We start from the raw sequence: 23,898 nt of genomic DNA, 5'->3' as shown, positions 1-23,898 counted from the left end.
GGGTTCAATGAATAATTATGACGATATTAAACGATTTAAAGAAAAAGCAAAGATGGAACGCATTGATTATAAAGAGATCGCCGAAAACGAAGACAGTAGCTCAATGCAGGGCTGGGCGATAATAAAACAAGTTTCAGCGCGTGACGAAGCACCTCAGGCTTTCGACAATGGTCGGACAACGCAGCCGACACCTTCGCCCATTTCCAGTAAAGAATTTGATGTATCTTCATTTATGAACGCTGTAGCGGGCGCTTTGCCTCCCCAGACCCCGCCGCCGTTGTCTGAACAACCGGCCGCGAAAGCCGCAGTCGTCAACGCTTCCCCCCTCTTTCAGGCGGTAAGCGCAGCGCGTCCGGCCCAAGCCCCGACTGCCGTTAATCAGATCCAGACTCCCCCCGCACCTCAGCCAGAGCATCAAGTGGCTGGGCAAGCTGTTGATCAAGGTAAGTTAATGTCGCGCTACAAGAACATGTTTAAACAGAAAGTACCGCAAAGCGCCGGGACGACGGCCGATCCACTGCGGGATATTCCATTGCAACCCTTGCTAGAGATGATTGCCTCATGCCGTTAGTTTGCATTTGTTCACCAAAGGGGGGCGTGGGCAAAACGACTGTCGCCGCTAATCTGGCCTATGCGTTGGCACGCAGCGGCAATAAAGTGCTGGTGATAGATTTTGACGTGCAGAATGCCCTGCGCCTGCATTTTGGGGTGCCCATTTCTGATGGCCGTGGCTTCGTTTCTGAAGCCGCCGGTGCCTCTGACTGGAGCCAATTCATTCTCAAAGCCGGTTCAAACACCTTCGTCTTGCCTTATGGCGAGGTGGACGAGTCACAACGCCTGCAGTTTGAACACGAATTGACATCCGATCCCAATTTTCTGCAACGCGGATTAAATACTGTCCTGAATTATCCGGGTTTAATTGTCATTGCCGATTTCCCTCCTGGCCCTAGCCCGGCACTTAAAGCGGTACAAACCATCGCTGATCTGCACGTCATCGTGATGCTGGCCGATACGGCTTCACTGTCATTATTGCCACAGATGGAAAACCATAAATTCATTGGTTCGCCTCTTAATAATAAGAAAGGTGAGTATTACGTGGTTAATCAAATTGATATGCGCCGGACATTAAACCGTGACGTCACCCAGTTTTTTGAACAACGCCTGAATGAAAAGTTATTAGGCACGATTCACAGGGATGAATGCGTACCAGAAGCGAATGCCTCGCAACGCTCAATTATTGATTTCAGCCCAGTATCGGCAGCCGCGTTTGATATTGAGCTAATCAGTAAAAAGGTCGCAGCAATTCTAGGGATAAAAGTCGGTGACGGGGAATTCCATACCTCACTCAAATCTGATACTTATTGATAGTGATCCCGGTACACGATGAATAAATTTCTTTTTTCTTTACTCGTTATATTGCTGCTGCCCGTCGCAGCACTGATTATCGTTACGCCCATGGACAGCCAGAAACAGTATATTTTTGGCCTGATGAGTATCGGTTTGCTATTGCTGCTGGGCATCAATAAAAGCCGCAAAATCAGCGTGATCATGGTCGTGATGTCCGCGTTGATGTCGACCCGCTATATCTATTGGCGTGCGACGGAAACACTGCATTTTAATTCGGTTATAGAAGCCATATTAGGCATCGGTCTGTTTGCTGCCGAAGTTTATGTCTGGGTTATTCTGCTGCTGGGTTATTTGCAAACTACCTGGCCATTAAAGCGCACCATTGAGCCATTACCAGAGGATATGTCGCTCTGGCCTACGGTCGATATTTATGTGCCAACGTATAACGAAAGTCTCGATGTTGTACGCGATACCGTTTTGGCCGCGCAATGTATCGATTATCCAAAGAACAAAGTGAAGATTTATGTCCTCGATGACGGGAAACGCGATGAATTTGCCGTGTTTGCCGCCGATGCCGGGGTCGGGTATATCACCCGTAACGACAACCGCCATGCGAAAGCCGGTAACCTCAATCACGCCATGAAGCTGACCAAAGGCGAATTCATCACCATTTTCGATTGTGATCATGTGGCAACCCGCGCCTTTTTGCAGGCCACGGTCGGCAGCTTTTTGAAAGATGAAAAACTGGCGCTGATTCAGACGCCACACTACTTCTATTCGCCCGATCCCTTTGAACGCAATCTGTCAGCCGCCCGGACCATTCCAAACGAAGGTGCGCTCTTTTATGGCCCGGTTCAGCAAGGCAATGACAACTGGAATGCGACCTTCTTCTGCGGTTCCTGTGCGGTAATCCGTCGCAGCGCACTGGAAGAGATCGGTGGATTTGCGGTGGAAACCGTGACGGAAGATGCCCACACCGCGCTGAAAATGCAGCGTCTGGGGTGGGGATCCGCGTTTCTTTCCCTGCCACTGGCTGCGGGTCTGGCAACCGAGCGTCTGGGTTTGCACGTCGTGCAACGTACCCGCTGGGCAAGAGGCATGACACAGATTTTCCGCGTCGATAACCCTTTGTTAGGACGCGGGCTCAAGTGGCAACAGCGTTTGTGCTACCTCAATGCCATGCTGCACTTCCAGTTTGGCCTGCCGCGCGTAGTCTTCCTGACCGCGCCGATGGCCTATCTGCTGTTCAACCAAAACATCATTGCCTCATCCGCCAATCTGATTTTCGCCTACGCCCTGCCCCATCTGGCGATGTCGATTTATATCAACTCCCGTATGAATGGCCGCTTCCGCTACTCATTCTGGGGTGAGATTTATGAAACCGTGATGGCCTTCCATCTGGTTATCCCAACAATACTGACCATGATTTCACCCAGGCACGGTAAGTTCAACGTTACCGACAAGGGCGGTTTGTTGGACGTGGGATTCTTCGATTTCCACATCGTGAAACCCCACGTCATCGTCGTGGTGTTGATGATGATTGGGATTATTGCCGGCATTGTCCGCGCCATCATGCACGACTACTTTGCCGTGGATCCCCGCGTTATCGCGCTCAATATCGCCTGGGGGAGTTTCAGCGTACTGATTCTGCTGGCCGCCATCGCTGTGGCGAAAGAGACCCGTCAGGTACGCAAAACGATTCGTATCGACGTTGAAATCCCGGCCATCATCCATTACGCCAGCGGGATTTCCGTGCGCACCCGCACCATTGATATGTCGATGGGCGGCGTCAAATTGGTTACGCCTGACGATCGCTACCAGACTGACGTGATTGAAGAGGTCGAACTGCTGCTGCAATCCGGCGCGGTCTGTTTCCCGGTAAGCCTGATCGATGCTAATGAGAAGATAATTCGTCTGGAGTTTCAGCCTATGCCACTGTCCAAACGCCGCGAATTGGTGCGGGTCGTGTTGGCGCGTGCTGATGCCTGGATTTCTGAGCCTTATCCTCAGGATCGTATCCTGCACTCGCTGGGCAGTATTGTCCGCTGCGTGTTTGAGCTGTTTTATAACACCTGGAAAGAGCGGGGCAGCAAGAAGAAAGCGCCGATCAAAGAAGCCAAGGGTGAAGCCGTATGAAACGACTCCCAGCCCTGAAAACCATAATGCGCAGTGCAGGCCGGAATATGGCGTGTGGATTGCTGCTGGCACTGGGCGTCATGCCCGTGAGTTCTTCCGCAGAGCAGGTAACTGACGATCCCCTCGCGCCGCCGCAAGGTCTCGATCTGCAATCCTTGCCAAGACCGGGATCGGTCCCGGCCAACACGACAGCCCCTACACCGGTGCCAGTGCAGAATCCTGCGGTTGCGAATGACGCACAAAGCATACCGCACCCAAGTTACCTTCCTCCGGCAGAAGGCAGCGCTGCCCCGGTTGCGGCGCAATCAGCCATGCCAATCACTGCGCCTTCCCCGATGACCATTTATGCCCCTACGGCCACGCCTGAGCAGCCAGCGGTGGATAATACGACGCTGGTTCATTCTGTCAGTAACAAAATCACCGTGAGTGATATGGGCCAGCCAAACGGTCTGACGCTGAGCGGCGGGCAATTGCAGTCCGGCATTGTCTTCACCCTACCCAATGATCAGGTCATTACTGACGCCAACCTTTCGCTGGTTCTCAAGGTTTCTCCGGCGCTGGTTGCCCGCGACACCAGTCTCGAACTGATGCTGAACGGTCAGCCGCTGGGAACATTGCCGCTGACCGGCAGTGGCAGTAGCGATAAGAACGAGTACGAGCTGGATATTCCGGCAGCGATGGTCGTGTCGAGCAATAACCTCAGTTTCAGGGTGCAAGACAGCAATACCATGGAGTGCCAGAAGGATCAGTCCGATAAATATTGGGTGACCATTATGCCTGCCACCCATGTGCAAATGGATGGCCAGCGCCTGAACATTGGTCGCGATCTGGGGCATTTCCCGCGTCCGTTCTTTGATCCGATGCAGATGCAGGAAACCAAAGTCGCTATGGCTTTCACCAGCGCACTGAAACCGCAGGACGTTAGCGCTGCCGCCATGGTCGCGTCCTATCTGGGTATGTTGTCTGATTACCGTAATGTGGACTTCCCGGTCAGCCTCGGGGATTTGCCGGAACAGAATGGCATTGTGTTTGGCCGACCCGGCGATCGCATCGGTACTTTGGTTCTGCCAGCCAGCGAGGGCGCATCGGTACAAGTTATAGACAACCCGGCTAACCCGATTTACAAACTGTTGCTGGTACTGGGCAACGATGAAAATCAACTGCGTCAGGCAGCGTATCGCCTCATCAGTTCACCCTTACCCGAGAAAACCAACGCGCTCAGCGTACCGCTGCAACAGATCCCTATGCGCGCACCCTATGATGCCCCGCGCTGGATCGATACCGATAAACCGGTCACTCTCGGCTCTCTGGTCCATGACAACGAAAAACTGACCGCCAACGGTATCTATCACGACGGTATTCGCGTGGCGTTCCGTGCAGCACCGGATCTGTTTATGTGGGATGGCGATACCATTCCGGTACAGATCGGCTACCGGTTCCCGACTGAAAACTGGATCGATGAAGACCGTTCGCAAATGAACGTGTCAATTAACGGCACGTTCCTGCGTGATCTGACGGTGAATAAAAACGGGCTGTTTGAAAACGCCTGGCGCAAACTCGGTGGCGACTCTCGTCAGGAAAGTTACCGTCTGCAACTGGCTCCTTACCTGATCTACGGTGATAACCAGCTTGAGTTCTATTTTGATATCAAGCCCAAAGCGGACGCGCCCTGCAATCTGCTGACCAGCAACAACATCAAAAGCCGTATCGATCCCAACTCCTATATCGATCTGAGCCATACACACCATTTCTCGCTGCTGCCGAACCTGTCGTATTACGTCGGTGCTTCGTTCCCCTTCTCCAAACTCGCGGACTTCTCGCAGACGCTGCTGTTACTGCCAGAGAAACCTGATGTGAGTGAACTCAGCACCATGCTCGGCCTGGTGGCGCGTTCGGGGAATGCCACTGGCGTGCCGGTCAGCCACGTAAAAGTGGTGTTTGGTTTGCAGGGCAATGAAGCAGGCAATCCGCTGTTCAATGACAGTGATGTTCTGGCGGTGACCACGCTGGATGACCAGAAACTCAGCCAGCAGTTGCTGCAAGGCTCACCTTTCACCTTGAATAACAAAGTGTTGGGTGTTACTGCGCCGAGCCAAATCGAGAAAGCCAAATCCTGGCTGATCGGTGACTGGTTCCGCTCACCGGTGGATGCCGATCGCTACCTGTCGTCAACCGAAGCCTGGCGCGGATTCCTGAGCTTTCCTTCCCAATGGGGCAGCAAAAGGGTTGTTGTTGTCGCGACCGCCACCAACGGGAAAGAGTTGCAGAAAATCCACGCCGACCTGAAGTCATCAAGCATTAATGCCGGTATCCGCGGCGATCTGGCTATCGTGACCGATGAAAATGGTATCCGCAGTTTCCGCGTGGGCAGTCAGTTTCCAACCGGGCAATTGCCGTGGTACATGATGTTTGTCTGGTACGCCAGCCAGCACATCGTTTTGCTGTCGCTGTTGAGTTTGCTGTTTTCCGCGTTGATTGGTTTGAGCATTTACACACTGCTGGCTCGCCATGCAGCGAAACGCTTACCCTCTCGCCAAGCCAAAAAAAATGAAAAAGAATAGCGCCACGGGCTGCAACATCGCGAGTTACCGGAGTCCATTATGGAAAAAATAACATTGAGAACAGCGGTACTTAATGCCCTCTGCATCGCGGGTCTGGGAACATTGCCCGGCCTGGCGCTGGCGGCCGACAGCAATCCGGCCCTGAAGGCCCTGTTCGATCAAGCGGCGTATTGGCACGACAAGGCCCATGACGAACTGGCGAAAGATGCATTGCAGAAAATCCTGATGGTGGACGCCAACAACCCGGAAGCGCTCTATCTGATGTCACTTTACTCCATGCAAGGTGGCGACAAGGCAGAAGCGGCGCAATGGCGACAGAAACTGAGTGAAGCTTCACCGCAGGATCCGCGCCTGCAGGATCTGGAAAGTGCCAAAATGATTCAGGCGATTCCTCCGGGGCAGTTAGCGGGCGCACGCCAGTTGGCGAGCCAGGGGAATACCGCACGCGCCTTGCAGAGTTATCAGGCGCTGTTCAATGGCACCGAGCCACCGGACAGTCTGGCAGTAGAATATTATCTCACCATGGCCGGTGATAAAGCGTCCCTGCCGCAAGCCATACAGGGTTTGCAGCAGCGTGTCGCGGAACGTCCGAATGACAATGCCTCCCGGTTGGCGCTGGGTAAAGTGTTGACCTATCAGGACAACTCCCGGCGGGACGGCATCAGCCTGCTTGGCACCATGGCGGATAAGAATACCGAGGCAGATCGTTCGCTGCGACAGGCTCTGCTTTGGCTCAATCCGCAACCGACCGATGCGCCGCTGTATCAGGCTTATCAACAGAGCCACCCTAATGACGCCGCTGTGATGACCTATTTCCAGAAAAACGTTGGCGGCGCGGCTAAAGGGCAGGGTTTTGCCGCGCTGAATAGCGGGGATATCGCCGATGCCCGCAACAAATTTGAATCGGTGCTGGCGACCAATCCGCAGGACGCCGATGCCCTGGCCGGTCTGGGGTATATCGCCGAACGCGGCGGTGATTTTGTCGCAGCACAAGATTATCTCAATCGTGCGGCGGCCCTGGGCGGACCGAACAGTGCCCAATGGCGTACACAGGCGCAGGAAGCCAACTTTTATGCCGAATTGGCGAAAGCCAAAAGTGCAGCCACCGGCGGTAATCTGGATAGCGCGCTGGCCTTGAGTGCGCCGCTGGCACAAGCTGGTGGCGATAAAGCGGTGGCAGTCAATTTATTCCGCGCCGATGTGCTGCGCCGAAAAGGGGATCTGGCTGGCTCCGAGCAACTCTACCGCAGCGTAGTGAATCAGGATGGCCAGAACAATGACGCCAAAACCGGTTTGTACTACGTGTTGCGCCAGCAGAATAAAAATCAGGATGCAGAGCAGGTTCTGGCGACCATTCCAGCCAATTTGCGGCCACGCGCCCAACCGGCGGGCGTCAATGTCGATCCGCTGCGGCGCGAAGCCGCACTGGCGATGCAGAACAACGATCCACAGCGGGCCATCAATCTGCTACAGCAGGCCATAGACAAGCAGCCGACCAACGTCTGGGCGCGGCTGGATATGGCCCGTATTCTGGAAAAACAGGGCAACAGTGCACAGGCACAAGCATTAATGGCTCCAGCCACCCAACGCGGTGCATCTGCCGGGGATCTCTACGCGGCGGCGCTGTTTGCCTCCGAAAGCAAGAATTGGGGCACCACCCGCGAACTGTTATCCCGCATTCCGGCGGGCAGTCAGACCAGCGAGATGCGCGCACTTGCGACGCGCGCCAATTTCAACCAGCAGATGGCCGTCGCAGAAAACTACATTCAGCGTGGTGATAGCGCTGCGGCCGCCAACACCCTGCAAGCGTTGGCACAAAACCCCCCAGACAGTCCGGCAGATGTGGGTAATCTGGCAAAAGATCTGCAAACCGTCGGGGATACGCCAACCGCGGTCAGATTGGTTCGCCAAAATATGCAGCAGGGCGTCAAAGGCAATGCGGGTGACTACGCGGCACAACTCAGCGTGCTGAATCAGGCCGGATTAGCCAGCGAAGCCGATGCCTGGTTGCGTAATCCTGCCATTCAGGCCAGCAGTTCAGCGGTACAAATCAGCCAATTGCGTACCGGTTCAGTCATCAATGAAGCCGATCAGTTACGCAATCAGGGCCAGTACGCGGCGGCCTACGATAAATTGATTGTGGCGCTGCAAAGCGATCCGCAAAACCGCGATTTGATGCTGGCGATGGCGCGGCTTTATCAATCCGGAAAAATGAATGCCGAAGCCGGTAAAGTCTACGATTATCTGATGACCCGTGACACACCAACGCAAGATGCCCGTGAAGGGGCAGTCAATATCGCGCTGGCGCAGGGCGATGTCGCCCGTGCCCGCCAACTGATGGGCGGGTTTACCGGGCCAAGAACACCGCAGCGACTCTTGCTGGCGGCGCGTGTCGCCGAAGCAGAAGGCGACCACGATCAAGCACTGGCATTGCTCCGTTCCGCCAAAGGTCGCCTGATTGGCCTTGATGGCACCGATGGCGTCGGCACGCCAACCATCGCCGGTCTGCAACTGAGCGACAACCCGTTCATCAACCAGACTACCGCTGCGCGCCGCCCTGCCACACAGTCGGTCTACGGCGCCGTGATGCCATGGCAGCAGAATGACTCCACGCTGGCCTCTTCAAGCGCCCTCTCCGGTGGCCGCGTTGCCGCACCGGTCAGTCAGCAGGCGGCCACCCTGAAACAGGTCGATGCAATGCTCGACGAGTTGCAGGGTAAAACCGCCACCTGGGTACAGGGCGATTTGTCGGTTCGTGGTCGGGATGGCGAAAGCGGCCTGAGCCAGTTAACCGAAGCCAAAGCACCACTGACCTTCTCCACCGTACCTTTTGAGACCTCACGGCTGAATCTGTCCGTGACACCGGTTTCGCTGAGTGCGGGGTCGAGTTCAAACTCCGGCAATACCCGCTTTGGTCAGGGTGCATTGCAGCAGGCCGCGGCAGTGCAAAATACGGTCAATACGGCATTAACTGACCTGCTCAACTCCGGTGCCATCAGCGCCACTGATTTTGCCAATGCGAAGTCCATGACGCTGGCGAAATTGCAATCCGAAGCCTTGCGCCAATACACGGCGGGCGAGTGTGGTTCAAGCGCCAACGCCAACAATGCCGATTGCCAAAGTGCCAGTACGATCATCGGCACCAACAAAGATGACTACACCGCCGACTCGTCAGGCTCGCAGAATGCGACCGGCGTTGAGGTCAATTTGGGATTGGCAGGGGATCACTATAAAGCTGATATCGGCACCACACCGCTGGGTCAGGATCTGAGTTCGCTGGTCGGCGGGGTGCAATGGTCGCCGCAGATAGGCAGCTACACCACGTTGACGTTGACGGGCGAGCGTCGCCCAATCACGGACAGCCTGCTGTCGTATGTCGGTACCACGGATAAATACAGCGGCAACAAATGGGGTGCCGTGACCAAAAATGGCGGCAGCATCAATCTCGCCTATGATAATGGTGATGCCGGTTTCTACACGGGCGTGGGTTATTACAGTTATCTGGGTGATAACGTCGCCAGCAACAAGGGCTTGAATTCATCGAGCGGGGTGTATGTCCGCCCATTCCGCTATGACGACCGCGAGCTGAAAACCGGTATCAACGTCACATACATGGATTTCTCCAAAAACCTGAGCTATTTCAGCTACGGCCAGGGTGGCTATTTCAGTCCGCAGAATTATGTCAGCGTGTCATTACCGGTTGAATATACACAGAAATATGACGATTGGGATCTCAAACTCAGCGCAGCAGCCGGTTATCAATCCTATACCCAGGATGAGACGCCTTACTTCCCAGGCAACAGCAGCCTACAGTCTCAACTGGAAGATTTGGTTAAAAATGGTTTCGCCACCGATTCTTATTACTCGGCCAAATCGGAAAGCGGTATCGGCTATAATTTTGGCGCTCAGGGCACCTACAAGATCAACCGCAATATGCTGGTCGGTGGCCGGGTGGGATACGATACGTTCGGCGACTACTCTGAAAGTACCGCTGGGGTCTACTTCAGATATCTGCTAGATGGGAAATAACCATGCAAGACACTAATTACGCGTCACAACAGCTCGATTATTACCGTCAGCGCCAGTCCCGACCGGGTTGGCAGGATCTGCTGCAGATTTTATTCTCCGGCATTTTGTCTACCGCAGATGATGAGGATGGCCGTCAATTTCTCAATATGATGGGCAGCAATCTGGCAAAACAGCATCCGTTGCCACCGGCACGCACTGTCGGCGAGCTGGAAGATGCACTGAATGATTTACTGACAGAGTTCGACTGGGGTTTTGTAAAAATCGAACCCACTGAGCAGGAGTTGACGCTGGTCCACTGCGCATGGCCGGCAGCCTCGCCGCACAATGACGATACCCACTGGCGTTATGCGTTGGCTACGGTACTGGAAGGCGCCTACAGCGAATGGTTGCAGGCGCAAGGCGGCAAGAACCACGTTCCTTTGCGCTGGCAAAACCATGACCGTGAAGGGTCACTCGTATTCCGTTATAAAAACGGTCTGTAAGGAAAATCTTTATGACCATTAAGGCTGTGCGCCGCTTTTTTGTGTGCCTGAGTCTGGCTTTCAGTCTGCTCTCTGCTGCTGCACTGGCACAGAATAACAGCTGGGACACGTTTAAAAATCGCTTTCTCATGCCCGATGGCAGAATCATTGATACTGGCAATCGCAACATCAGCCACACCGAAGGGCAAGGGTTCAGTATGTTGCTGGCGGTGTTCAACAACGATAAAACTACCTTCGATCAGATGTGGGGCTGGGCCAATAATACACTTTACCGTCCGGATATCGGTCTCTACTCCTGGCGTTACGATCCCGGTGCCAAAGTGAAAGTGGCCGATAAGAATAATGCCTCGGATGGCGATGTGCTGATGGCCTGGGCGCTGCTGCTGGCTGGTGATAAGTGGTCAGACTCACATTATACCAAGGCGTCGGAGAAGCTTCAGGCGGCATTGCTTAAGCACACGGTGATCGATTTTTCGGGTCACACCGTGATGTTGCCGGGTGTGAGCGGTTTTAATCAAACCAGCTCCATCGTCCTGAATCCTTCCTACTTCATCTTTCCCGCCTGGCAGGCGTTCTATAAGCATAGCCGATTGAAAGTCTGGAAAACCCTGAATGATGATGGCCTCGATTTGCTGGGAAAAATGAAATTTGGTACCACGCGGCTCCCCACTGATTGGGTGACAATGCGAGCAGACGGTTCAATGGTTCCCGCCGATCGCTGGCCGCCGCGTTTTGGCTTTGATGCCGTGCGTATCCCGCTCTATGTGCGCTGGGCGCAGCCCAACAGCCCGGCACTGGCTCCTTTTATCACCTTCTGGCAAGGCTTCCCACGGGAAAATACCCCGGCATGGATTGACGTACTGAGTGGCTCAAAGGCGGAGTATCCGCTCTCTCCAGGTATGCTGGCCATCCGCGACCTGACGTTAGGTAATTTGTTCAATGTCAGCGGTACACTGCAACCCAACGAAGATTATTACTCGTCTTGCCTGCACCTGCTTACCTGGTGGTCGATGCAGCGATAGTACTGTCTAAAGCCGGAAATAATGTTTCCGGCTTTAGAGCCTCCCTTTAGAAATTCAGTCGTTCCGATCATCTCTTTTAGCTCTTTAATACTCCACGAGAATATCCTTCTTAAGGATAAATCCTAATGCTTTCTATACCCAAGAATAATAAAAACAAAAACCATAAAGCCCAAAGTCAACCTTCCCCATATTTCAGTAAAATACATCCCAGCAATACAAGCAAAAATGAATGTAAAAAATATTGGAAGGATAGCCCATAAGAGATCTTTAATAAAATAATGTAGTAAATTTTTTATTTCATCCATATATAATTTCTCCCTCATGCTACCACGCCGAATTTAAGGGTATTATTTTAAACCACCCTACCATTGCTAACGCTAACGCTCAAAAAGTCAGACAACTGTAAAAATTATAACATCCAAATAACAACAATTACCAAACCAAGCGTAGACATCTAAAAGTATCATCAATTCAATCTATTGAATACTTTTGACGAACGCCAAAATTGGACTAATGACATGCTTTTACGTAATTTTACTCCATCAAATCTAAATTTATGCTGATAAAGTTGACGCAACACATTAAGAACCATTAATAAGAGATTGAGACGTTATTGAAAAAACTCATCTAACGATGAAATTATCTCTAACTTAATCGCATTATCAAAATAAGAAAGGATAACCCATGATAAATTCTATAATAAAATTTTTAATGGAGTTAGCTGGTGATATATATAGTGGGCAGTAATACCTTTAGCATTTATCATTATTTTTGGTGGGGGTAACTTTGACATATTTCCCGGACATATGGGGAAGATTAACGTTAGGTTTCATAGTAATTGTTTTAGTTGTCATCTGGTATAGATAATATTTTTTTATTCACTATCGTTATATTCAGTTACCGGGGCAAGCAACGTCTAAATTTGCTTTTGGCAGATTTGTCGCTCACCCCGGTCACAAAGTTACTTCACTACCGCCTGCTGTTTCTCTTGCTCATCCTGATCGACGGCAAAACAGGCTATCAGTTGATCGCCATACTGTTTGAGCTTCGGCTGTACCTGCGTACAGGTGCCAAAAGCGCGGCGGCAACGGGCATTGAACGCACAGCCCGTAGGCGGGTTCAACGGACTTGGCAACTCGCCCGTCAGTTTGATGCGCTCCCGACGCTGATCCGGATTCAGGCGTGGCGTGGCTGACAGCAGAGCCTGGGTGTATGGATGGCGCGGGTTATTGAAGATCGCCTCCTTGGTTCCCTTTTCGACGCAGCGACCAAGGTACATCACCATCACTTCGTCTGCGATATGTTCAACCACCGACAAATCATGGGAGATGAACACATAAGAGAGCCCCAGTTCCTGTTGCAGATCCATCATCAGATTCAGTACCTGCGCCCGCACCGAAACGTCCAGCGCTGAAACCGGTTCATCCGCAATCACTACGTCGGGATTGAGCATCAGCCCACGCGCAATCGCAATACGCTGACGCTGGCCGCCTGAGAACATATGCGGATAACGATCGTAATGTTCGGTCTTCAAACCCACCTTCGCCATCATCTCGAGGGCTTTTTCACGGCGCTCTGCGCTGGTCAGCGAGGTGTTGATTTGCAGCGGCTCTTCCAGAATCTGCCCGACTTTCTTGCGCGGATTCAACGAACCATAAGGGTTTTGGAAGACGATCTGAATCTTCTGGCGACGCAGCTTTTCCGCTGTTTCGTCAGGCTTCAGCAAATCCTGCCCCCGATAATAGAGTTCACCGCCGGTAGGCACTTCAATCATGGTCAGCAGGCGGCCCAGCGTGGACTTGCCACAACCGGATTCACCTACCACCGCCAGCGTTTTGCCACGTTCCAGCTCAAAAGAGACGCCGTCCAGTGCTTTTACCATTCGCTCAGGGGCGAACAACCCCTTCTTCACCGGATAGTATTTTTTCAGATCAATGGCCTGCAACAAAGGCTGTTGCGCAGCGGCCTGATTAAGACTCATAAGTTGGTCTCCCGGCATCATCCAGTGGGAAATGGCACTTCGACTGACGACCCGCCACATCGCGTAATTCCGGCTCTTCTACCCGGCAACGATCGGTGGCATAGGGGCAACGTGGGTTGAGCAGGCAACCATCGGGACGATCGTATTTCCCCGGGACGACGCCCGGAAGCGAAGCCAGACGGGCTTTATCGGTCGCGAACTCAGGCAGGGCGCGCAGCAACGCCTGAGTATAGGGGTGGCGCGGGGCGCGGAAAATCTCTACCGCTTTGCCCACCTCAACGACTTGTCCGGCATACATAACGATGATGTGATGCGCGGCTTCCGCCACCAGAGCCAGATCGTGGGTGATCAGGATCAGCGCCATATTCTCGCGCTGCTGCAATTCCAGCAGCAGTTCGATAATCTGCGCCTGAATAGTCACATCGAGCGCGGTGGTCGGCTCATCAGCAATCAGCAGTTTTGGTCGGCAGGCAATGGCCATGGCGATCATCACTCGCTGGCTCATCCCACCAGAAAGCTGGTGCGGATAGACATCAAGGCGTGAGGCGGCATCGGGGATCCCGACCAGATTCAGTAAATCGATGGTGCGCTGGCGGCGGGTTTTCTTGCTGCCCCCCTGATGCACCTTCAACGCTTCCATGATCTGATAACCGACGGTGTAGCACGGGTTCAGACTGGTCATCGGATCCTGGAAAATCATCGCGACTTCCGAACCCACCAGTTGGCGGCGCTCTTTTTCGCTCATTTTCTGCAGATCGTGGCCATTGAACTCCAGCCTGTCGGCCATCACTTTACCGGGGAAATCGATCAACCCCATAATTGCCAGTGAACTGACGGATTTTCCCGAACCGGACTCACCCACAATGCCGACCACCTGTCCCTGTTGCACGTTGTAGCTGATACGGTCAACGGCGCGGAACGGCGTACCCTCGTCACCGAAGTGCACCGAGAGTTTATCTACCGTCAGCAAAGTCTTGCTGGCGGGTTTTTGAATAGTATCTGTCGAAGACATCTCTCTTACCCTCTGTTACTGCTTGAGTTTGGGGTCGAGAGCATCACGCAGGCCGTCCCCCATCAGGTTAAATGCCAGTACCGTCAGCAGGATCGCCACACCCGGGAAGGTCACAACCCACCAGGCACTTTGCGCGAACTGCAATACGTCGGACAGCATCGTGCCCCACTCAGGCGTTGGCGGCTGTGCGCCCATACCGAGGAAGCCCAGAGCGGCCATATCGAGAATGGCATTCGAAAAGCCGAGAGAAGCCTGAACAATCAGCGGAGCCAGGCAGTTTGGCAGAATGTTGATGAACATCTGGCGCGTCGAACTGGCGCCCGCCACGCGGGAAGCTGTGACGTAATCACGGTGGACTTCCACCAGCACCGCTGCACGGGTTAAACGTACATAATGCGGCAACGCCACAAACGTCAGCGCCAGTGACGCATTGACAATCGAGGGGCCGAAAACCGCAACCAGCACCAACGCCAGCAACAGGCTTGGCAGCGCCAGCATGATGTCGACCACACGCATGATGATGATATCCACCATGCCACCGTAATAACCCGCCAGCAGTCCGAAGACTACGCCGAGGATCAATGACAGCACCACCACCAGACACCCTACCAGCAGCGACAGTCGCGCACCGTACATCAGGCGCGACAGCACATCGCGGCCTACATCATCGGTACCGAGCAGATATTGCCAGCTACCGCCTTCCTGCCAGACCGGTGGACGCAGCAAAGCATCACGGAACTGTTCCGCTGGCGCATGCGGCGCAATGAAATTGGCACCAATGGCGATAATCACCACAATGACGATATAAGCCAGACCGACTACCGCCCCTTTGTTGCGGCGGAAATAGTGCCAGAACTCCTGCAACGGCGTCATTGGTACCGGCGGCCCTTTCCTTTGTGATTCCGTGCCTACAGGCTCACTAATTTGAGACATTGTGCGCCCCTTATTTCTTATGTCTGATACGAGGGTTAACCACACCGTAGAGCACGTCTACCAGCAGGTTAACCAGAATGATCATGGTGGCGACCAACAGCACCCCGCCCTGCACCACCGGGTAATCGCGGCGTTGCAACGCATCAATCAGCCAGCGGCCCAGTCCAGGCCAGGAGAAGATGGTTTCTGTCAGAATTGCACCCGCCAGCAAGGTTCCGACCTGCAAGCCGATTACCGTAACCACCGGTAGCAGCGCATTGCGCAGTGCATGGACAATGATGACTCGCATACGGCTCAGGCCTTTGGCGCGGGCGGTACGGATATAATCCTCACCCAGCACTTCCAGCATGGCGGAACGGGTCATACGCACGATAACCGCCAAAGGAATGGTACCGAGAACCAGGGCTGGCAAGATCATATGCATGACAGCATCAACGAAGTCACCGGGTTCGCCCCAGAACAGCGTGTCGATCAGCATAAAACCCGTCAGGGGAAGACTATCATCAAGGAATACCGTGTCGCCGACGCGCCCCGACACCGGCGTCAGGTTCAAGTGCACCGACACCAGCATGATCAGCATCATGCCCCACCAGAAGATGGGCATCGAATAGCCCGTGAGGGAAATACCTACGGCGGTGTGATCGAAGATCGACCCTCGCTTTACAGCGGCCAACACCCCAACCGGAATTCCCACCAGCACGGCAAAAAGCATCGCGCAGATACCCAGTTCAAGCGTGGCTTTGAAACGTGGCACGAACTCTTCCCAAACGGCAATACGGCTCTTCAGCGACGTTCCGAGGTCGCCCTGCAGGACACCGCTGACGTAATGGAAATACTGTTGGTAAAGTGGCTTGTCCAGCCCCATCTCAGTCATCAACTGAGCATGGCGCTCGGCGGAGATACCACGCTCCCCAGCCATAATGGTTACCGGATCACCTGGAATCATATGAACGAAGGCAAACGTCAGCAACGTAATGCCGATAAACGTTGGGATAACCAACCCCAAACGCCGGAGTATGAACTGCAACATATCCCGAACTCTCTGTAGAAAATGCCCGGTAGCTCATTGGCCATCGGGCTTATTAGGCTCACATCTGAAGCGAAATTTTTTTAACCGGACACGAACAGGCCGGAAAGCGGGATCCCGGCAGTACAGCACATTATGCACTGCACGCCAGACACCACTTCCCAGCCTCGTTATAGGTTAAAAATCAGTCCATGGATACGTTTTCGAAATGGTGTTTACCCAATGGGTCAACAACATAACCTTTCACTTTCTTATTCACGGGTTCGTACACGGTGGAGTGAGCAATGATCAGCGCCGGGGCTTGATCGTGCATCACAACCTGAGCCTGTTTGTACAGTGCGATACGCTTGTCGTGATCGGACTCAGCACGGGCTGGCTGGATCAGGTCCTCAAACGGCTTGTAACACCATTTGGAGTAGTTGGATCCTTGCTGCGCGGCATCACAGCTAAACAGCGTGGCGAAGAAGTTGTCCGGATCCCCATTGTCCCCGGTCCATCCCATCATCACACTCTGGTGTTCGCCCTCTTTGGCGCGCTTGAGATATTCGCCCCACTCGTAGGTCACGATATTGGCTTTAACGCCAATCTTCGCCCAGTCGGACTGAATCATTTCGGCCATACGACGCGCGTTCGGGTTATACGGACGCTGTACCGGCATTGCCCAGAGGTCGATGGTAAAGCCATCGGCCAGACCCGCTTCTTTCAGCAGTTCCTTGGCTTTTTCCGGATTGTAATCGTAATCCTTGATCTCGTCGTTATAGCCCCACATGGTCGGCGGGATCAGGTTTTTGGCCGGTTGGCCTGCGCCCTGATAAACCGCTTCAATGATGGCTGCTTTATTGACAGCGTAGGTCAGCGCCTGACGGACTTTCACTTGATCCAGCGGCTTCTTCTGAACGTTGAACGACAGGTAACCGACGTTCAGGCCAGGTTGTTGCATCAGGTTAATCTTGCCGTCTTTCTTCATGGTTGCGATATCAGCCGGGTTCGGGTACGGCATCACCTGGCATTCATCTTTCTGCATTTTGGCATAACGCACGGACGCATCGGGGGTGATGGAGAAGACCAGACGATCAATCTTCGGCTTGGTGCCCCAGTAGCCATCAAAGGCTTTATACAGAATACGGGAGTCTTTCTGGTACTGCTGCAGTTGGAACGGGCCAGTACCGATTGGATTCATGTCAATTTTTTCTGGCGTACCCGCTTTCAACATGTTGTCAGCATATTCAGAAGAGAGAATAGAGGCAAAGTCCATGGCCAGGTCAGCCAGGAACGGAGACTCAGGGCGAACCAGATGGAAGCGGACAGTATAGTCATCGACTTTTTCGATGCTGCTGATCAGTGTATCCATACCCATACCCTGGAAGTACTCATAGCTGCCGCCGGAGACTTTATGGTATGCGTTCTTTACATCCAGTTGACGATTGAAGGAAAACAGAACGTCATCGGCATTGAAATTACGTGATGGTTTGAAATCTTTATTGTCTTGCCACTTCACGTCTTTGCGCAGATGGAACGTATAGGTTTTGCCGTCGTCACTGATTTCCCACTTTTCAGCCAAGCCAGGTTCTATTTCGGTCGTACCGAGTTTGAACTCTACCAGACGGTTATAGATCGGCACGGAACTGGCATCAAAGGTGGTACCAGAGGTGAACAGCTGCGGGTTGAATCCCTCAGGCGAACCTTCTGAACAGTACACCAGGGTTTTTGCCTGAACACTGGCCGCAACGGTCAGTGCAATCAGGCTAATGCCGAATTTCAGTATCCCTGCTTTTCCCAAGGAGATTGTCATCGATTATGCTCCGTTAATGGTAATGTGATGTTGTGTGTTTTATACAATCCGACCCTGTAATTTTTGGTCTACGGTCGGTATTTTTTGTTTACGATCACGACCCGAAAGCCGCGAGGAACATAACCAGGGATGCCCGACCAACACTGCCTGGACAAGGTGTCGGATGCATGGAATTCACCCGAACGTTTCTCTGGTCATACCCCTGAGGGTACCAATTTGGCAACTGTTTAGGGTGACGTCAATATAACCACCAGGCATTTACAAAGAGTGTGAGAAACAGCAAACAAACATAAAAAAAACCATTTGATAACATTTACAGAATTAAAAATTAGTCTACGTCTCATTGTCAGCTATTAATCACTGCGTAACAGAATGTCTCCAGTTATTTCCGCCATCAATAAACTAAAAAACTTTCTTGCTGAATGATGATTATCTGAACGGTTATTTTTGTGATCGGGGTAAAAGACAGGGGAAAATGCTGGAGACCCACTCGAAAGAGTGAGGAAATGAGACGCAGAAGCAAATACGACTGGTATCATCTTGCGTGAAACGAAAAAACCCTTTCGTTACATCGCTGTTGCATTAACCAAACTTTATGCTGCACCAGAAGCCAAGTCAAAGTGTATGTGACTGTTCGATGTATTGGGCTTTTTCACTCGACATGCGGGAGAAAACCCACTGGGTTTTACGTAACTGTTGACCCGAGCTAACGTACTGCCGATGGCGTTCTGGTTTTAAAAAAAGTCATAAAAAAAAGTCCGGTGACAAGACATACCAGCGTAATCAGTCTGGCCCCTGTTATGGCCTCTCCGAAGAAGAAAACGGAGACAAATGCAACAGTAATTGGCGAGATAAGCTGGGTCATACCTAGTTTAATCATCGTTATCTCCTTTGCAGCCCTGACAAAAAGAGCCAAAGGGAACACAACAACGACGCCGAGAAAAAGCAGCAAAAAACCCTCAGATGAAATCATGTCTATTCCGCCGTCGGATTTTAAAAGCAACAATAAAGCCAGCGGAAGCATTAAAAGTGTTTCGTATTTAAGTGATGCAATAGGACTATTTCTGTTTTTCACTTTATGGGAAAAAATATATAATGAAAAAGTTAATGCAATCAAAATTCCATAAAGCGGGACTACACCAGAAATAATAATATCGAATGATAATCCAACGACGCAAATTAATGCGCCCACTATTTGATATGCTGAAAAACCTTCCTTCAAAAATAACATACCAAAAAACATAGTAATCAATGGCATTATCATATATCCGAGAGAAGCTTCCATGGTTTTATTATTAATAATAGCAAGCAAGTACACAGCCCAATTCGACATTAATAAAATAGCAGATAAAAGAGAGTATTTAATTGAAGACAGTGAAAACTCATGCCTATAAAAAACCATCAGCCATCCAAATGTCGTGATGATTTGCATTGCTAGAAACGTATAAGCATCAACATCAGATAAGTAGTAAAAATAGATAGGGGTTACCCCCCATATCATATTGGATATTATGGCTTTGATAAAATACACTTTATTTACCTGAAACAATGAGTGACATTTTCTTTGTTGCCATTATGATATCACCCTCTGTTATTGCTTCATGACACGGCAAAACCAGAAGTCTGTTCAGGAGAGCTGCTGCATTGGGGAAATCTTTTTTGATAATGCAACTATAGCGTGGGGAATTATAGTACTCCCTTACAAACGGATAGGCAGCGACAATGCTATTTTTATAGCGGTGAGTATCCGTGTTAATTCCATGGATATATAGCTCATTGGCCAATCCCTTGGCATTAATATGCTCTGTATTGTTGATAAGACAACAAAGTGAATACCCATTATGATTGAAGTCAGCACTTGCGTTGAAGAAGGACATATCTATGTTTTGAAGAATATATGATTGCCATAATGCTATTTTCCGTCTTCTTTTCGTCATTTTTTCATCCAGAATGTTGAGCTGACTTATGCCCAAGGATGCCTGCAAAGAAGATAATTTATAATTAAGACCCGTGCGGAAACCAAAGCTTCCCTCAGCTTTCGAGAATCCTATATGTGCAAATGACCTCACGTTTTCTGCATGCCGATCATCATCAGTAAGAATAAATCCTCCTTCCCCTGTGCTGATCATTTTAAATTCATGGGTACTGAAACATCCTATATCACCGAAAGTTCCCTCATATCGACCACTGTTTTTTGTTCCAGCCCCTGGCGCGGTATCTTCGATAATGACTAAATTCTTCTCGGAAGCATATGTTTTGATTTGCAGATCTATAGCAGGGTATCCCCACATGGAAACAGTGATCAATGCTTTCGTTTTGGCGCTGCGCATGGCGTCCAATGAGATGACTGATGGCTTGAATGAATCAATCTGGCAATCATAGAATACCGGCACGCCTCCCGCCTGAAGTACGGCAGCGATGGTCATGGGGACGCAAATGGCAGGAACTAATACTTCATCCCCAGGATTAATCGTCTCAGACAAGCCAGCATGCAATGCTGCTGTGCCCGAGGAGACTGCAATCGCATGCTTTGTTTTGAAATAGTTGGCAAGTAACCTTTCATACTCAACGATTACATTTGAATTCCCAGACAATGAATCAGCAAAATCAATTCTCTCAATCAACTGCTCACATTCATCATGGCTACGTTCAGCTTTAAAGATACAATCTATTTTCATTTTCCACTTCCTCCTAAAGTTCTGTTATCAGAGATCGCTATCAATTTCTTTGGCCAATTTTTCAAGATAATCGGAGAGATATCCTGCATTCACTATGGCAATTCTTTTCCCTTCCGCAGTATTCATCATCTCAGGAAGTCGCAATAATTTGACCTGGAAATGATCAATGGCAAATTTCTTATCATCCAGAGCACGAACTATGGCAAATGGGTCATCATCATCAAATAGCTTTTGCTGTAGCGCACCAGCAATATAAAAAACCCTGGCTAAACCGATAGCTCCCAATGCATCCAGTCGATCAGCATCCTGCAATGTTTTCGCTTCTATTGTTTCAGGTGTAAGACCCGCGCTATAACTATGCGTGAAAATAGCATGAGCCACCGAATCATACAGATGCGACGGAAATTCAGGAAAATGCGCGGACAAAATTTCTATCGCCTTTTCAGCAGAAAACATTGATGAGAGTTTTCTCTCTGGATGGTTCTTAGGTAATGAGATTATATCGTGCAAGTAACTTGCTGCGATAATAACAAGAGGTTCCCCTCCTTCACGAGCAATGATGCGTTTAGCATTCCTTGCCACACGCATTAAATGGCTTAGATCATGGGCACCATCACATTGCAGTGGAGGGTTAAGCCTCAAATATTCATTAATTCTCTTTTCAAAAATAAAAGGATTCATTTTATTACTCATTTAGTAAAATAACATGCTTCATGGATTCCATTTTTTTCATCCGAGAAAATGCCCCCCTATCGAAACCATAAATACGTATCAACCATCTATCAAGACCATCAAAAGTAGCGCTGTCTGTAATAGCACTTCTTCCATGTAAACAGGATCTATTATTCAGAATTAACGCATCCCCAGGATTCAAGTTTACATTGATGGTTTCAGGGTTATCGGTAAGTAACGCATGAACTTTATTGAGAGCAAGTTGCGCGCTTTCATCTTGCCCTTTTAATTTACTGTGGCTATACCTAATCCCCAGTGTCCCATTAGATAGTTCATTTAATACTGAAATATTTCGGATAATTATATTTCGGTCAAACGATGATTGACTGCATGCAGTATACTTTTTCTTCATTAAAAGAGTCATTGTCTCCTCATCCAACTTTTCTAGAACTTTTGCTAGCGGGAGTACTGTTGTTGGGGTTCCATTGGGATTTCTTAAGCAGATTAGTCCAAAGGCTTCTGGAGATACCGTTTGGCCGCATTCAGGAAAGTCTTCCCCAAAATACCCATTGACTACTTCAGTATGAAAATTCAGCATCTTTGTGGAGCGCAAGAAACTTTTTTCATCATTTTTTGCAGGCATCACCATATGGCAAAGCCTTCCACCCATTTCATCCTGAAAGGAGGCAGCGACATACCCCGACAAATGCAAGAGCCCCAGCAGTGCAGCAGCTTGAACTCTCCAGCTATCAGTATCTGGGCTGGTATCATTAGTAGGCGTCGGTGGAATATTCTCTGTAGAGATAAAATTACGCAGGAGTAAATAGGGGGATTGTCGCTTCTCCCTGAAATCGAGAATCTGCGATTGTGTACAAGGATCGAGTAAATCAGCAATTCGGCTTGCTGCTGCTATCGCGAGAGAGGCAGGATCACGTTCTTGATCGTAACTAGCAGGTAAGTTATATAATTTTTCTGAAATTGAGTCTCTAATATCATTAGGTAGCTTTATAACTATATTAGGCTGACAGCTTTTTCTATTTTTCATCATGAATAGCGCTCCTTTTTTGCCATCTAAGAAGCTATCATTTATGCACGTCAGAAAAACGCACAACAGATGTTTATAAAAAAGACAATACAACTATCATTATGAATTTCTCGAATACATTGACGCTATAGATATATTGTCACAGATTAACTTTATTAAATTCCTTAGTCTTGCAGGCATAAACTCCTTCGAAATAAAAACCAGGGTTAGCGGCACATCATATGTCCATTCAGTAAGAATAGGTATCAATAATCCTTCTCTAATCTTATCCCTACAAGTGAAACCCAATGCAGACCCAATACCCAACCCCTGTTCAGAGAATGATAATAATGCTTTCTCACTAGATACCTTTATTGTATTACCAAGTTTATAATTTTCGTATTGATGTGTTTCGGGATTTTTAAATTTCCATTTATCACCCGTTTTGCAATGGCAAAAATTAACACATTGATGGTTTATCAGATCATTCGGTGTCTGCGGAACGCCATTTTTTTCAATATAGTCCTTTGATGCAACGATATAGGTATCAAAATAAATCAACTGTCTCGCATGATAGTTACTGTCGGGCAGATCACCGATATGAAATGAGAGATCTACCCCCTCATCAATCATGTCGATTCTTTTGTCATCAAATATTGTATCAATAATCACCTCTGGGTATATTTTCATATATTCAGAAAAAATATTGTACATTACCGGAATATCTAAAACCGTAGGTATATGAACGGTTATTTTCCCCTTATTTACCCGTGAAAAATCATTCAGTGATTCCGTAGCCTTCTCTAAATTCAAATAAATATTTCTTGCGTACTCCCATAACATCTCCCCTTCCTTGGTCAGTGAAAACCTTCTTGTGTTTCTATTTATCAACCTCACCTGATAATACTCCTCAAGATCCCTTATATTTAGCATAAGAGAAGACCGCGAAACCCCCATTTTCATGGCTGCAATGCTAAAACTTCCGTACAACTTTATATGATAAAAAAAATATATCTGATTAAGTTCTTTTTTCAAGTTACCTATCATATATAACCTACCAATATAATAACAATACGCATCAAAAAAACCAATAAAAACATCCACCTATAAAACTTCAGGAAGATTTTAATTACTGATAATGGCCGTTAATTGTACCAAATCCGTTGCAGGGTATGTGATTAATACCAACAAAAAACAAACGT

General features: G+C 49.9%; 17 protein-coding genes. 7 read left to right on the top strand and 10 right to left on the bottom strand.

Going from position 1 to position 23,898, the window contains the following annotated elements:
- Positions 1–7: 7 nt before the first annotated feature.
- The 7 genes from DRI82_RS07775 to DRI82_RS07745 are packed head-to-tail and all read left to right on the top strand — an operon-like array spanning position 8 to position 11,577.
- Positions 8–571 (top strand): cellulose biosynthesis protein BcsO, encoded by a 564-nt coding sequence (locus tag DRI82_RS07775; RefSeq protein ID WP_114192935.1) that lies wholly within the window; start codon positions 8–10, stop codon positions 569–571.
- A complete protein-coding gene (gene bcsQ / locus DRI82_RS07770; RefSeq protein ID WP_114192934.1) occupies positions 562–1,365 on the top strand; it encodes a cellulose biosynthesis protein BcsQ in 804 nt (267 codons plus the stop codon). Before DRI82_RS07775 ends, bcsQ begins: the two co-directional genes overlap by 10 nt.
- An 18-nt stretch (positions 1,366–1,383) precedes the next feature.
- Positions 1,384–3,483 carry a UDP-forming cellulose synthase catalytic subunit gene (gene bcsA / locus DRI82_RS07765; protein WP_114192933.1) on the top strand — a complete coding sequence of 700 codons (2,100 nt, stop codon included), beginning with the start codon at positions 1,384–1,386 and terminating at the stop codon, positions 3,481–3,483.
- Entirely contained in the window at positions 3,480–6,044 is a 2,565-nt protein-coding gene (bcsB, locus tag DRI82_RS07760) for a cellulose biosynthesis cyclic di-GMP-binding regulatory protein BcsB (RefSeq protein WP_114192932.1), read from the top strand. The genes bcsA and bcsB overlap by 4 nt, the downstream gene beginning before the upstream one ends.
- 39 nt (positions 6,045–6,083) lie before the next feature.
- A complete protein-coding gene (locus tag DRI82_RS07755) occupies positions 6,084–10,073 on the top strand; it encodes a cellulose biosynthesis protein BcsC (protein ID WP_114192931.1) in 3,990 nt (1,329 codons plus the stop codon).
- 2 nt (positions 10,074–10,075) lie between these two features.
- Entirely contained in the window at positions 10,076–10,555 is a 480-nt protein-coding gene (gene bcsD / locus DRI82_RS07750) for a cellulose biosynthesis protein BcsD (RefSeq protein ID WP_114192930.1), read from the top strand.
- Positions 10,556–10,566: 11 nt separating this feature from the next.
- Positions 10,567–11,577 carry a family 8 glycosyl hydrolase gene (locus DRI82_RS07745; protein ID WP_211317642.1) on the top strand — a complete coding sequence of 337 codons (1,011 nt, stop codon included), beginning with the start codon at positions 10,567–10,569 and terminating at the stop codon, positions 11,575–11,577.
- A 961-nt stretch (positions 11,578–12,538) separates the two neighbouring features.
- On the opposite strand, the gene dppF is transcribed toward DRI82_RS07745, so the two are convergent.
- From dppF to DRI82_RS07690, 10 genes are all read right to left on the bottom strand, one after another.
- Positions 12,539–13,558 carry a dipeptide ABC transporter ATP-binding subunit DppF gene (gene dppF, locus DRI82_RS07735; protein ID WP_114192928.1) on the bottom strand — a complete coding sequence of 340 codons (1,020 nt, stop codon included), beginning with the start codon at positions 13,556–13,558 and terminating at the stop codon, positions 12,539–12,541.
- Positions 13,548–14,570: a dipeptide ABC transporter ATP-binding protein gene (dppD, locus tag DRI82_RS07730; protein ID WP_114192927.1), complete on the bottom strand. Its 1,023-nt coding sequence runs from the start codon at positions 14,568–14,570 to the stop codon at positions 13,548–13,550. Before dppD ends, dppF begins: the two co-directional genes overlap by 11 nt.
- A 15-nt stretch (positions 14,571–14,585) precedes the next feature.
- Positions 14,586–15,503: a dipeptide ABC transporter permease DppC gene (gene dppC, locus DRI82_RS07725; protein WP_114192926.1), complete on the bottom strand. Its 918-nt coding sequence runs from the start codon at positions 15,501–15,503 to the stop codon at positions 14,586–14,588.
- Positions 15,504–15,513: 10 nt separating this feature from the next.
- Positions 15,514–16,533 (bottom strand): dipeptide ABC transporter permease DppB, encoded by a 1,020-nt coding sequence (gene dppB / locus DRI82_RS07720; protein ID WP_114192925.1) that lies wholly within the window; start codon positions 16,531–16,533, stop codon positions 15,514–15,516.
- A 181-nt stretch (positions 16,534–16,714) separates the two neighbouring features.
- Complete coding sequence (gene dppA, locus DRI82_RS07715; protein ID WP_114192924.1) at positions 16,715–18,322, bottom strand: dipeptide ABC transporter periplasmic-binding protein DppA; 1,608 nt, start codon at positions 18,320–18,322, stop codon at positions 16,715–16,717.
- A gap of 706 nt (positions 18,323–19,028) precedes the next feature.
- On the bottom strand, positions 19,029–19,853 hold the full coding sequence (locus tag DRI82_RS07710) for an EamA family transporter (protein WP_114192923.1): 825 nt from the start codon (positions 19,851–19,853) through the stop codon (positions 19,029–19,031).
- Position 19,854: 1 nt separating this feature from the next.
- Positions 19,855–21,000, bottom strand: a complete 1,146-nt coding sequence (locus DRI82_RS07705; RefSeq protein WP_114192922.1) for a DegT/DnrJ/EryC1/StrS family aminotransferase — start codon at positions 20,998–21,000, stop codon at positions 19,855–19,857.
- 27 nt (positions 21,001–21,027) lie between these two features.
- Entirely contained in the window at positions 21,028–21,681 is a 654-nt protein-coding gene (locus tag DRI82_RS07700; RefSeq protein WP_114192921.1) for an HD domain-containing protein, read from the bottom strand.
- A gap of 4 nt (positions 21,682–21,685) precedes the next feature.
- On the bottom strand, positions 21,686–22,720 hold the full coding sequence (locus tag DRI82_RS07695; protein ID WP_114192920.1) for a TauD/TfdA family dioxygenase: 1,035 nt from the start codon (positions 22,718–22,720) through the stop codon (positions 21,686–21,688).
- Positions 22,721–22,816: 96 nt separating this feature from the next.
- A complete protein-coding gene (locus tag DRI82_RS07690) occupies positions 22,817–23,800 on the bottom strand; it encodes a LysR family transcriptional regulator (protein WP_114192919.1) in 984 nt (327 codons plus the stop codon).
- Positions 23,801–23,898 lie beyond the last annotated feature (98 nt).

The organism is Edaphovirga cremea, from assembly GCF_003332275.1.
Classification (GTDB): Bacteria; Pseudomonadota; Gammaproteobacteria; order Enterobacterales; family Enterobacteriaceae; genus Edaphovirga; species Edaphovirga cremea.
Note: the sequence above shows the minus strand (reverse complement) of the source record. Positions and strands in the feature narration are given on the sequence as shown.